The sequence below is a fragment of the Acetobacter sp. genome (assembly GCF_022483985.1).
GTDB lineage: Bacteria > Pseudomonadota > Alphaproteobacteria > Acetobacterales > Acetobacteraceae > Acetobacter.
Window position 1 is genome coordinate 1,124,289 of sequence record NZ_JAKVME010000001.1, and the last position, 12,803, is coordinate 1,137,091.

General features: G+C 56.4%; 9 protein-coding genes and 1 tRNA gene. 5 read left to right on the top strand and 5 right to left on the bottom strand.

The genetic code is table 11. The features are described from left to right. Nucleotides 1–74: 74 nt before the first annotated feature. The 4 genes from LKE90_RS04975 to LKE90_RS04990 all read left to right on the top strand — a co-directional run bounded on the left by LKE90_RS04975 (nucleotide 75) and on the right by LKE90_RS04990 (nucleotide 5,759). Nucleotides 75–2,351, top strand: coding sequence for an LPS-assembly protein LptD (locus tag LKE90_RS04975; protein ID WP_291491821.1), 2,277 nt, complete (start codon nucleotides 75–77; stop codon nucleotides 2,349–2,351). Nucleotides 2,352–2,450: 99 nt separating this feature from the next. Then, nucleotides 2,451–3,866, top strand: a complete 1,416-nt coding sequence (locus LKE90_RS04980) for a peptidylprolyl isomerase (RefSeq protein WP_291491788.1) — start codon at nucleotides 2,451–2,453, stop codon at nucleotides 3,864–3,866. 3 nt (nucleotides 3,867–3,869) lie between these two features. Further along, nucleotides 3,870–4,715, top strand: a complete 846-nt coding sequence (rsmA, locus tag LKE90_RS04985; protein WP_291491789.1) for a 16S rRNA (adenine(1518)-N(6)/adenine(1519)-N(6))-dimethyltransferase RsmA — start codon at nucleotides 3,870–3,872, stop codon at nucleotides 4,713–4,715. Between the two features lie 75 nt (nucleotides 4,716–4,790). After that, complete coding sequence (locus LKE90_RS04990; protein ID WP_291491790.1) at nucleotides 4,791–5,759, top strand: D-2-hydroxyacid dehydrogenase; 969 nt, start codon at nucleotides 4,791–4,793, stop codon at nucleotides 5,757–5,759. An 89-nt stretch (nucleotides 5,760–5,848) separates the two neighbouring features. On the opposite strand, the gene LKE90_RS04995 is transcribed toward LKE90_RS04990, so the two are convergent. Both LKE90_RS04995 and LKE90_RS05000 read right to left on the bottom strand, forming a co-directional pair. Beyond that, complete coding sequence (locus tag LKE90_RS04995; RefSeq protein WP_291491791.1) at nucleotides 5,849–6,676, bottom strand: RlmE family RNA methyltransferase; 828 nt, start codon at nucleotides 6,674–6,676, stop codon at nucleotides 5,849–5,851. A 53-nt stretch (nucleotides 6,677–6,729) separates the two neighbouring features. Continuing rightward, nucleotides 6,730–7,998, bottom strand: a complete 1,269-nt coding sequence (locus LKE90_RS05000) for a Ppx/GppA phosphatase family protein (protein WP_291491792.1) — start codon at nucleotides 7,996–7,998, stop codon at nucleotides 6,730–6,732. A 191-nt stretch (nucleotides 7,999–8,189) separates the two neighbouring features. Between LKE90_RS05000 and LKE90_RS05005 the strand changes: the two genes are divergently transcribed. Further along, nucleotides 8,190–8,263 (top strand) — tRNA-Gln (locus LKE90_RS05005). Nucleotides 8,264–8,769: 506 nt separating this feature from the next. Here the strand turns inward: LKE90_RS05005 and LKE90_RS05010 are convergent. The 3 genes from LKE90_RS05010 to LKE90_RS05020 all read right to left on the bottom strand — a co-directional run bounded on the left by LKE90_RS05010 (nucleotide 8,770) and on the right by LKE90_RS05020 (nucleotide 12,419). Then, on the bottom strand, nucleotides 8,770–10,107 hold the full coding sequence (locus LKE90_RS05010; protein WP_407066055.1) for a cytochrome-c peroxidase: 1,338 nt from the start codon (nucleotides 10,105–10,107) through the stop codon (nucleotides 8,770–8,772). Then, the gene (locus LKE90_RS05015) at nucleotides 10,100–11,947 is read right to left on the bottom strand and encodes a phospholipase C (protein ID WP_291491793.1); all 1,848 of its coding nucleotides are present in this window, start codon (nucleotides 11,945–11,947) and stop codon (nucleotides 10,100–10,102) included. Before LKE90_RS05015 ends, LKE90_RS05010 begins: the two co-directional genes overlap by 8 nt. A gap of 196 nt (nucleotides 11,948–12,143) precedes the next feature. Then, a complete protein-coding gene (locus LKE90_RS05020; protein WP_291500993.1) occupies nucleotides 12,144–12,419 on the bottom strand; it encodes a hypothetical protein in 276 nt (91 codons plus the stop codon). Between the last annotated feature and the right edge of the window lie 384 nt (nucleotides 12,420–12,803).

Genomic DNA, 12,803 nt, shown 5'->3' on the forward strand with positions numbered 1-12,803 from the left:
CTGCCCTTACGCGGCGGTCGGGAAGTGCCAGTCAGCGCTGTGACACGGTTCATATCGGCCACCGTTTCCTGTGGATGAGCCTCAGCCTCGGGTCCGTTGCGGCCTGCGGACTGGTCGGGCACAAGGCCCATGCCCAGTTCCGGCCCACTCCCATGCATTTCAATCCGGGCAGCAGCAATGCCGCCTCGAAAAATGAGCCCGCCACCTTTCAGGCGGATCATGTCAGCTACGACGATCATGCGGGCGTCGTGACATGGACGGGCAACGTGCAGGTCTGGCAGGCAGACCATATCCTGCGCGCCGACAAGATTACCTATGACCGCAATACGGGCATCATCGCCGCAAGCGGAAGCGTCGCCTCCAGCCAGCCGGACGGTTCCGTGCTGTATTCCCACTATGCGGAGCTGAGCGGTGACATGCGCGACGGCATCATGACGCATGTGAATGCGACCATGGTGGACAACGCCAAGCTGGCGGCCAACGGCATGAGACGCACGGGCGGTAAGGTCAATGACCTCACCAGAGCTGTCTACACGGCTTGCGAGATCTGCGCCAAAGACCCCACCCGCGCGCCGTTCTGGCAATTGCGCGCCTACTCAGCCACTCAGGACACGGAACACCAGCAGATCGATTTCCGCGACACCTACATGGATATCTTAGGGGTGCCGGTCTTCTATATGCCCTTTTTCTCCATGACCGATCCATCGGCCAAACGTCACAGTGGATTCCTGATTCCCGGCATCACGCCTCATGACCGTTATCTCGGGACCTATTTCACCGTCCCCTATTACTGGGTGATTGACGACTCATCAGATATGACGGTGAAGGGCCTGTTCTCGACCAAGACAGGTCCGCAGATTAGCGCCCTGTATCGCAAGGCTTTCAATTTCGGCTCGCTGCGGGTCATGGGCGGCCTCGCTTACGACACCCACAAATCCGGTGCTTATACCAACGGCTTCGGCGAATCTGTTGGTGCTCAGAATGACCACGGTATACAGGGTTACCTCTTTGCACGCGGCATGTTCACCCTCACTCCCACATGGCGCGCCGGTTTCGATGGGCGCATCGCCACGGGAGCCAACTATATGCGTGACTATCGTGTGCCGGGCTATGGCGGCGACACGCTCAACTCCAATGCCTATATCGAAGGCTTCGGCACCGGGGCCTATTCGAAGCTCGACGCCCAGTTCTATCAGGGCCTGAACCGGGGCGTCATCCGCAACAACGAACTCCCGTTCGTGCTGCCGCATTATGAATACAGCCTTGTCAATCAGCCGGATATTCTTGGTGGACGGCTGTCCGTCAACACCAATGATTTTTACGTTTACCGTAATCAGGGCACGCGGGACCAGCGCGGCGAGGTCCAGTTGAACTGGGACCGGCCATTCCGCAGCAGTTGGGGCCAGAAGTTCCTCGTCACGGCGCGGCTGGATGGTATGCTGTATCATGCCTCCCAGCTCTATCAGCAGCCGAACTACTATAATTACATGAAGAGCACGACCGCGGGTCAGGTCGTGCCTACACTGGCGGCCAAGATGAACTGGCCGTTCGTCCGCCAGTTCATGAAGGGACACGGTAGCCAGATTCTGGAACCGATCGTGCAGGCGATCTACGCTCCCAATCAGGGAGGTGGCGTCGACCGTCGTCTGCCCAACGAAGACAGTCTGAACTACGAATTTACCGACTCTACGCTTTTCGCCCTGAACCGCTATCAGGGAACGGACCGGATCGACGGCGGTCTGCGCGCCAATGTCGGCGTCCATGGCAACTGGACATGGAACGGCCACGTGGTGGACGTGCTGGTCGGTGAAAGCTTCCAGCAGCACGTCCAACATGACCGCCTGCCCTATTCCGGCCTTGACCACCACCTTTCGGATGTCGTGGCCCGTGCGCGCATTGACCCGGTCAGCTACTTTGGCGTTACCGGGCGCACACGCATTGATCCCTACACGGGTCGCGTGAATTTCGCAGACGCACTGTTCAACGTGAATCTGCCTCACGTCGGCATTTTCGGTGGATATGTCCGCGAGCCTGTCACCCCGTTCTATTATTACGTCAACGACTTCCGGAACGGTGGCTCTCCGCCCTCGCTCTATTACGCCCCCACAAACGAGCTGAGCGGCGGCGCCTCCGCCAACTGGCGGAACTGGCATGGCTCGTTTTTTGTCCGCCGCGCTCTATCGCGGCACAAATTCTCAACGGTTGGCGGCACTATCGGCTACATGAATGACTGCTTCGGGCTCGATCTGATGTATATGAAGCAGTACACAAAGATTGGCGGTCAGCAGCGCTATTCGACCGTGCTGTTCACACTGACGCTCAAGACAATCGGCGCTTTCGGTATCAAATAAATCATGAACCTTCCGCGGGATCGTTCAGGTCCACTTCAAAAATTCATGCGATTGGATAACAATGCGATTTCCAATCGATCAGGCGAGAGACCAAGCTGTATGCGACTGAGCCTTTCCGTGACAGGTTCCGCCCTGGCCCTTGTAGTCGCGCTGGGTTCTTTCACCAGTCTGCCTGCTCAGGCAGCGAATCTGCGCCATCATCACCAGCAGGCGCCTCAGGATGATTCCTCCGCGCCAGCCTCCGAGCAGGAAGAGGCCGGTTCCACCGAAACATCCGAGGCGCCACGGCTGGAGCCTCTGGGCGGCAAGCAGGACACCATCATCGCCGTGATCAACGGCCAGCCGCTGACCCAGCGCGACGTTGACAACCGTGGACGTCTGTTCGTGCTGTCCACCGGCCTGCCGCTGAGCGAAGACATCATGCAGCGGCTACGGCCGCAGATCGTGCGCCAGCTTATCGACGAGCGCCTGCGCACGCAGGAAATCCTCTCACGCCATATCAATGTCTCGCCGGAACAGATTGCGGACGCCATCACCAATATCGAGAAGCGCAACGGCATGGAGCCCAACATGCTGCGCAACCATCTGGCGAAGGATGGGGTTTCCCTGACAACATTGATCGACCAGATCCGTGTGCAGATCGGCTGGATGCAGGTTCTTCGGCAGGAACTCGGGTCAAGATCCCGCATGACCTCGCTTGAAATCGCCCAGCGGCAGGAAGCGCTGGGCAAGCAGCAGGGCCGACCGGAATATCTCATCAGCGAGATTTTCGTTCCGGTCGCCGATCCGCGTCACAGCGAAAACGAGCTGAAATTTACCGAGACCATCATCCAGCAGCTTCGTCGCGGCGCGCCCTTCCCGATTGTCGCGGCGCAGTTCTCGCAGGCGCAGAGCGCGCTTGACGGCGGATCAATGGGCTGGGTTCAGGAAGACAGTCTTGACCCCGAAGTCGTGGCGATGGTGCGACAGATGCCCGAAGAGGCGATTTCAAATCCCATCAAGGTTGCAGGCGGCTATGTGATTGCCACTGTTCTGGGAAAGCGGATCATCGGCCAGCAGCCCGGAACACTGCTCGATACGCGACAGGCTTTCCTGCCGTTCGGCACGCCCCTGAACCCGCAGGCTCCCACCGAACAGCAGCGTCAGACGCTCGAAAAGGCCGTAAAGCTCAGCCAGACAGCGCATTCCTGCGAGGATCTCGCCGCCGCCAACAAGCAGTTTGGCGAGGTCCGTCCTTCCAACCCCGGCGAGTTGCAGCTTGAGCGGCTTAACCCCCAGATGCAGCAGATTCTCGCCGGATTGCCAGTCGGCAAAGCCACAAGGCCTCTGGTCTCTCAGGAGGGTATCGACATCCTGATGGTCTGCGGCAAGAAGACCAAGAACTTCGCGGACCGTTCCCCCAGCGAAATCGCGGATCAATTGCTCAATGAACGTGTCGAGCAGACTGCCCGCCAGCTTGACCGTGACCTGCATCGCCGCGCCGTCATCGACATGCGGACGACGATGGCTCCCTGATCAGTGACAAGCCCTTCTTTCCGGGAGCCGCTGGCTTCCGTCATCAACCGTCATAACCTTGCGGCTCGCCATTCACTGGGTCAGCACTTCCTGCTCGATCCCGGCATCACCGGGCGGATTGTGGAACTGTCAGGCCCTCTCGATGGCCGGCATGTTGTGGAAGTCGGACCCGGACCCGGTGGCCTTACAAGAGCCCTGCTCGACAGCCCTGCCGCCTCCATCGCGGCGGTTGAGGTCGATGCGCGCGCAATCGGTATTCTGGAAGAACTAGTTGCAGAGGCTCCACACCGACTGAAAATCGTTGAAGCCGACGCGACGACGCTCGACCTTTCGACACTCTGCCCGGCTCCCCGTCGGATTGTGGCCAATCTTCCCTACAATGTCGCAACGCCCCTTCTGATCGGCTGGCTTCGACAGGCGGCGCAATGGGAGCGGCTGACGCTGATGTTCCAGCTTGAGGTCGCCGAACGGATTTGCGCGGAACCGGGAAGCGAGCATTACGGCCGACTGGGAGTGATTTCCCAGTGGTCCGCAACCTGTTCACAGGTCATGCGTCTGCCACCGGGCGCTTTTTCACCTCCCCCTAAAGTCTGGTCTTCCGTCGTGGAAATCACGCCTCACGCGGAGCAGCCCGCTCCCGAGCTGTTTCGCGCCATGGAAAGCGTGACGGCGGCGGCTTTTGGTCAGCGTCGCAAGATGCTGCGTGGCTCGCTCAAAGGGATCGGCGGGGAGCGTCTCCTTCAGGCCGCCGGAATTGATGGTTCCCGTCGGGCGGAAACACTGGATATCGCGGAATTCGATCGTCTGGCGCGATGCTTTCTGGAGACCACACCGTCCGGAAAACGCTGATCGCAACAACGTCGGTTGCATTTTTCCGGATAGCGGAGCGATGCTCATCTCCAGCGTCATGGCGGGAGAATGTCCGTGTCTTTCTGGTTCAATAAAAAACCGAAAATCGTCATCGCCCATTCGTCGTTCGATATCAAGTCACTGGTGGATGCGTGGGATGAGCCAGCCGACTGTATCTGGGCAAAAAACAAGGCGGATCTCGTCCCCGCATTGAGTGATGCAGATATTCTGGTCACGATGACGCTCTGGGAACCTCGCTATCTGGCGCTTGCTCCTCAGTTGAAACTGCTCCAGACCATGACATCGGGCGTAGAACAGTACGACACGGAGGCGTTTAGACAACGTGGCGTGCATCTTGCGAGTGCCCGAGGCGTCAACGCCAATGCAGTCGCTGAACACGCTGTTGCCCTGATGTTCAGCCATGCCCGGAGATTGTGGGAAGCCAGAGACGACCAGAGACAGTCTTTCTGGCGCAAACTCACCCGCAATCCCGTTGAACGACGCCATGAGGTCTCCGGAACCCATGTCGTGATTGTCGGATTTGGCGCCATAGGTGAGAGGTTGGCAACAGTATGCCTTGCCCTTGGCCAGACCGTCACTGTCGTCCGGAAGAATGTGACCGCCGGGAGCGATCTCCCCATCACGGCTATCGCGGATGACCAGTTCCCGGAGGCGGCAGGCAGTGCGGATTACCTGATCCTCGCCTGCCCGGCGACACCTGAAACCCGCGGTTTGGTTGACGCCAGTGTACTGAGCAGGATGAAACCCACAGCCTGCCTGATCAACGTCGCACGAGGTTCAGTGATTGTGGAAACTGACCTGATCGCAGCCCTGCAGCGGGGACAGATTGGCATGGCGGCTCTGGACACTTTCGAACAGGAGCCACTCCCAGAAACATCCCCGCTCTGGTCGATGCCGAACGTGCTGATCACGCCTCATGCCGCCGGTGACACTGTCGCTTACGAAAGCCGTGTTGCGGATATTCTGCATGAAAACGTCAGACGTCTGGAAGGAGGCAAAACGCTTCTCAACCAGATTGTCTGAGTTCTTGAAGAACATAGTGCTTTGGAACTACTGAGATTTGCCTTTCCTTCTGTTCAGGCAGGACAGAAGGAAAACAATTTCAAATTACGTCAGCGCCGTTCGTTCTGCTCGGCCCTGACTTCCGCCAGCCGTTCAGAGCGAAACCCTGTCGCCACAACGTACAGCTCACTGGAATCCTTGCGGCTTGCCGGTGGCTTGACGTGACGGACGGACGCGAAGAGTTTTTTCATCGGCTCAAGCATCTGCTTCTCTGAACCGCCCTGAAAGACCTTTGCGATAAAACCGCCGCCTTCCGCCAGAACATCGAACGCAAAATCCAGCGCCCCTTCCGCCAGACCGATGATTCTCATGTGATCTGTCGGGGCATGACCTGTCGTATTGGGAGCCATATCGGAAAGAACGAGGTCAGCCTTTCCGCCAAGCATCCCGATCAGACGATCGGGAAGCGCCGGATCGGTAAAATCCCCCTCAATGATTTCCGCACCGGCAACAGGATCGACCGGCAGCAGATCGACACCGATCACATGCGAAGCACCACGCTTGACCGCAACCTGCGTCCAGCCGCCCGGTGCCGCACCGAGATCAACCACACGCTGGCCGGGTTTGATAAGATGGAAGCGGTCGTCAATTTCAATGAGCTTGAATGCAGCGCGGGAACGCCATCCCTGCTTATGCGCAGCCGCCACATAGGGATCGTTGAGCTGACGCGCCAACCAGCGTTGCTGCGCTGTCGTTTTTCCACGGGTTTTTTTCAGAGTCACCGTTTTTGAACGAACCGAACGCGCGGCAAGACTGTCGGACTCGCTGTCCTTGCCTCCCGGAGTGGCTGTCACTCTGACGGCGCGGCGACCCGGCACACGGGATGCCTGCGCCGAGGCGCGTTTGGTAGGGCCTGATGGTGGAGTTTTCGATGTCACGTCTGACTGTACTTTACTTGTTGGACTTTAACTGGATCGAGCCGACTGAAACGTCAGTCAGGTGCAACCGGACGCTCACCGGCGCGCCTCACATGCGGCCAGGGCTGGCCAGAATGCAGACCGCCGCTTTCCTCGCGCATCATACGCAGAAGCAGTCCGTCACGCAGCCCCCGGTCCGCTACTACGACGCTGGCGGGCCAGAGTGAGAGAAAGGCCTCAAAGATAGCACAGCCGGGCATGACATAGGTTGCCCGTTCGGAACCGATGCACGGATGAACCCTCATCCCCTCCATCCCCATCCGGTGGAGGCGACCGATAGCGCGTCTGGCATTATCCGGCTGAAGCCGATAACCATCAACGGCCTGTCGGATGTAACGCGGCAGATCCAGATCCAGACTGGCGAGTGTTGTGACAGTGCCGCTTGTTCCCACAACGCGCACCCTGTCTTCCGCGATGTAACGACGAATCTGATGCGTCTGTTCGAACGCAGCCAGACTCTCACTCACCACATCGAGCATCGCCCGGTAGGTGCCGGGACGACGATGGGGGAACTGCTCAGCGAGCGTGATGACACCAATAGGCAGGCTGACATAGCCGACGAGCGTATATTTCCGCGAGGCCTGATCCAACTGCATCCACGCGATTTCCGTCGACCCACCCCCTACATCGAGCAGAAGCCCCCAGTCCTGTTCAGGCTGGGCGTCTTTCGCGAGATCGGAAGAGCGTTTCCACACAGGATCAAAAAGCAGAGCCGAACAGCTCTCTACGGCCAGCTCCGCTTCTTCCTTGCCGGAGATGATCTCAAATTCGAAACCGGTTTCCTTTCGGATGCGCTCGACAAAGGCCTGCCCGTTACGGGCGCGACGACAGGCTTCTGTCGCCACGGCCCGCAGGCGGATGGGACGATGACGTCCGAGTCTGTCCACACATGTATGCAACGCCTCAAGGGTGCGATTCATTGCATCGGCATTCAGCTCGCCTGTCAGTTGCAAGCCCTCGCCAAGACGAACGATACGGCTGTAACTGTCAAGCACGCGAAAGCCTCCTTCCGTACGGGAGGCGACCATGAGACGGCAGTTGTTGGTTCCCAGATCCAGCGCGGCGCAGAACCCGGCCTGCTCCCATCTTCCCTGACGGCTTTCCGACGCAACACCGGCTAATGGCGCTGTTCCACCAAGCTGGCTGGGCAATCCGTCAGCGGAGAGACCGGCAGCAGGAACACCTACGGCTCTGTCAATTTTGGGCAGGGCTGGAAAAATTGGCGCTGGAGAATGAGTATCGAGCGCCTTCTGGCCTTGGAGCCAGGCGCCTGTGAGGTCCATCGTCTGGTTCCTTTTGTGACAAAGGTTGAGGCAAATTTAAGACACTATTTCAGGAAACAAACCGCTCGGGCAAGCAAAAATTTTTCGGACCATATAAAATGGACAAAAGGGGTTGTGCCGCCAAAAATGCGATGCTATTAGCCCGCTCACACCGACGGAACACGGCCCTAAGACTGAGTTCTGGTCCCTGCTGGGGGATAGTTTAGCGGTAGAACTACCGGCTCTGACCCGGTCAGCCCTGGTTCGAATCCAGGTCCCCCAGCCATTTCTCTCCAGAACCAATTAAAATTGTTACCTTAAATCTTTCTCTCATTGAGAGTCGATTAGAAAACTTCTCCAATCAAGTTGAAGTTTGATGCTCACAGGGATTCAGGGAGCGTGGCATTTTCGTCGTGCCGTTCCTCTCATGGTCCGCACATCACCTAAAAACAGAAAATCTGGTTTTCGATGAGACCACCAGTCGGGTTATGACCACCGCTCGGGCTGGCATGGTCTATGAAGTGGCGGAGCAGATTTTTCAGGATTATCGGAAGTGAGGAACACATCCGCACTCTGTGAAAATGCTCTCACGACATCGGATAGGATTATCTCTGGTATGGACAACCTGTTTCAGGAAACAGTTCCGGAAATTTCAGCCAGCACATATGTACAATAGGCAACGAAATCAGAAAATAGTAGTCCGACCGCCACAGGTTACACCTACGACGGTCGGACCGAAATCAATATGCCCTAAATGATTTTTATAAAATATCTATATATAATAACAACAAACTATCTGTCTGTTAATGTCTTCAGAAACGCAATAATCGCTGCCCGCTCATCCTCAGTCATAGCTGGCTTTTCACCGACCTTACGGTCGAACGGCGCGTCCAGCACATCGATATTCTGACGATATTTCTGCGGAATATCATTATATTTCTCGACTTTTTTATTTTTCCCGACTGGATAAAACTTGGAAGGTTTCAGATCACGCAAGGCATAGAAATCCAGAACACCCTCAAGGGAACGAAAGACACCATTATGAAAAAACACATGACGTGTCGCTGAATTTCTTAAGGTTGGCGTCGCGAACATACCGCAATACAGACTGAGAGTTGTCCGGCCATCCGGCTGGCGATCGCATACACCGAGATCAAAATAGGCAGGATCATGATTCATCGTGATCTGCATGTTTCTCGGAGCACCAAGCGCTTCGTACTGGTGGTCAGTGAAGACAGGCGGCAGACGGTTCCCTGACACCGTATCGACGTGGCAGGCCGCGCAATTTCCCTTTTGAGGATCATTGAATGCGAGATAACCAGCCCGTTCAATGGGCGTAAAGTTCTCCTTGCCTTCAAGCCAGCCATCAAACTTGCTGTTATAGCGATGAAACGCGGGGTCCTCGATCTGGTAACGGGCCAGAGCAAACATGGCTTCAGACAGAAGAAACGCAGGAGACGCTTGGCCTGCAATACCAGCCAACTGCTTGAGATCAGCCGTATACGGCGCGTTGCTGATCCGTTCGATCACCTTGTCTGGTGACGACGCCATCTCGGCCGGATCATAAAGAGGGCCCAACGCCTGCTGTTGCAGCGTATCGGCACGCCCATCCCAGAAAAGACCACCCTGTGGCACAAGATTTCCGGCGGACGCCGCATTATTGGTGGCGCTTTTGCCGCCACGGTCAGCCCCTCCCACATTCGCGACTATAGCTGGCGCGGCTTCGCTTGTAGGATCATCAAGACCGATACTGAAATTCGGACGGCGTTCCGCGTAAGTCAACGTTGGAATCGCTCGTCTGCCCTGTTTGTTCAGTTGTATCCCGCCTGAAAAAACAGGGGAATCTCCCGATGGAGCATAATGATTGGTCGGTTCATGGCACGAAGCGCATGACAGTTTTCCTGAACCGGACAGAAGCGGATCATTAAATATCTGCCTGCCGATCAAGGCCATTTGAGAAAGTGGCTGTTCTTTTGGCTTCAGCATCTCCACAGGACATGGATTGCTGCCATCAGACGCAGGCAGGCAGGAACCTGTTCCGGCCTGAGCCGAAACAGGTGTTGCCCACAGAAGCGCAAACAAACTGATGCAGCCCAGAACGGGCTGCATCGAACGATAAAGATCAGACATACTGGGACAGGAACGACCAGATTGCAGCCAGCAGACCAGCGAGACCGCTGCCTGAAGAGCTTTGATCAGAAGACGAATGATGGCCATTTCCGCCAAACGGAGAATCATCACCGTGTGGGGAAGAACCATGATGATCATCACCCGTGATCTGTCCCGAACGGATATCGCCGGTATCAGGATCAAGGATCAGCTTGCCGGTATCCGAACGACCATTGAAGTCAAACAGATCGTCGATTTTACCAGCCGTCGCATCAAACGATCCCTGACCGAGGCGCTTGCCGCCCAGCCAGTTGTCTTCAATGAAGCGAACGATGGAAGCCTGTGTCACCAGAGTATGGCTGACATGGTTGGTTTTGGCCCAGGGAGAGATCGCGATCAGGGGAATGCGTGTGCCCGGTCCGCAACGGCCATTGACAGCTTTGCCTTCAACACCCTTCGGAGCAGTGCCCGAACCGCAGATGCCCGCGCCGTTCAACTGATCGGCAGAGGAATCAAACGAACCATGCGTCGGAGCAACGTAAGCGTGGTCATACCAGCCGTCTGAGTCGTCATAAGCGATCAGAATGGCTGTATCTTTCCATTCAGGTAGCTTCTGGAGAAGGTTGACCACATCGACCACGCCAACCTGCTCATCAAGCGGATCGGAATAACCGGCGTGACCGTCCTGATAGGCTGGCAGCTTTACGAAAGAAACAGCAGGAAGATTGCCCTCTTTCGCCGTCTTGTAGAAGTCTTTCAGGTCATATTCGTGATTGGCGGGATCTTTTTTGGAAGTTCCCGGAATATAGGTGTAGCCGATCGACTTGACGGAATGCGGACGGGCATGCGTCGGGTTCGCCGTGCTCTCGTAATACTGGAACCAGTTGTGATGCGGAATATAATCCGTCACGTTCTGGGAGACGATGGTGGAATAGGTCGCCCGCTTGCAGCCGGTCGATCCGTCTGTGTTGCTCAGACCAAGATCGAAGCCGCCCATAAAGCCGCCCCAGGTGATGCCGCGCTCATTGAGCAGATCACCAATGTTGCGACCCGTCATCATGCCCTGATTGGTCGTGGATGAGCAGACATCATAACCGGGGTCGATGTCATTGATCATCGTCCAGCCGCCCTGACCGTCAGAGATATAGGCGGAAGATTTCTCTTTTGTGGACGGGCTCTGTGTCGTTGCGATCAGCTTCAGACCGTTGGTCTGGCCAGACACGACTTCCAGCGCACCCGGTGTGGACGGACCGTAGGTGTCGGTGAAAGCATTGTCGCTCATGGAGAAGCGCTGAGCATAACGCCAGTAAGCGGTTACGGTGTTGCCATCGTAATAGCCCAGAACCTGACCTTTGGTGCCGAAGGCGCCTACGCCGCCGGACGAACCGGAACCGGTATAGAGCGGGAACAGATCCATGGCGCCGTTGTTATAGGCCATCTGCTCGGCGGTATAAGCATGGTTCTGGTCGGCGGTGCTGGCCTGCGTGCGATCCAGACGGAAAGGAAGCGCCGCACCCGTGCCGTTGGCGGTGTTGGTGTTGGGATTCTGCTGAAGCAGGTTGCTGTTCTGCAGATTATTCACCGTCGGCGTACCGCGCTGCGCCCGGAAGCTCGGCTCGCCGGTCGGGTTGGTCGCCTTGGGGTATGTCGCGAAATAATGATCGAAGGAGACGTTCTCCTGATAGATCACAACAAGATGCTTGATGGGGGTTCTTGTCTGGGACGTATTCCCGAAAGAACTGGACTGCTGCTGCTGACCGCCAGACCAGATGTTCCAGGCACTTGCATGGCCGGACACTGGAGAAAAGACGGACAGGGACAGCAAAGTGGAGAGTGCAAGCCGCGTGCGCTTTACAGACACGTCACGGAACCTTTCTTTTCGCACGGCATGACCGGCTGTCGAAGGAAACTGGATCACCTGAATACCACTCCGATCAGTCAGCCCCGGCTGGGGTGGTGGAAACAGGGCGTTAAGTAAATGAAAGATTTTTCATGTAGTGTTATCATTTTGTGAAAGACGCTCATCTGAAACAAATTGCAGTATTTCAAAGCAGACATCACCAGGCCAGATGCGAATCAGGACCGCTGGCACTCGTCATGCTCGCCTCTCCCTCTTTAACCTTTTCAGGCACAAGAGAAGCGGTATTCTTTGAAAACATGATTGAAATTCTCTTTGTTTTTTCGCCTCGGGCAAGATTGACCCCGCCGGGGTCGATGGAGACAATCGTCCAGTCATTCACCTTCTCACTTCCCGTCAGGACAATGCTTTTTCCCTCGCCTCTGTCCGGTTTGAAAATCGCTTTCCATAGACCCGCATGGCCTGAAATGCCCACAAGATGGAATTCACCGTTTTCCTCATGGGCAACGCCTTTCCGCCGTCGATCAGGCTCAAAAAGTGGACGATCCAGAATTTTAGTGACGTCTTCACTGCTGTCACCGGAATCTGCGGATACCGTTCCAGATGTATCAGGCCCCACAGCCTGTTGTGCACAAGCAGGCCAGCACATCAACCAGACCAGAGAAACACTTCCAGCCATCTTCAGAAACAGACCTGATCTGACCGTCACAACAAAACCTTTTTCAAAGAGAAAAGGAAATTACACTCAATTCTGCAAACCGCCATGAGCAGAGCGGACGCCGGAACCGATCTCGCCGTCCCCTATATGCGCCCAAGCATCAGGTTGGAATGAAGCAGCCACACAGACAGAGAAAGCTTT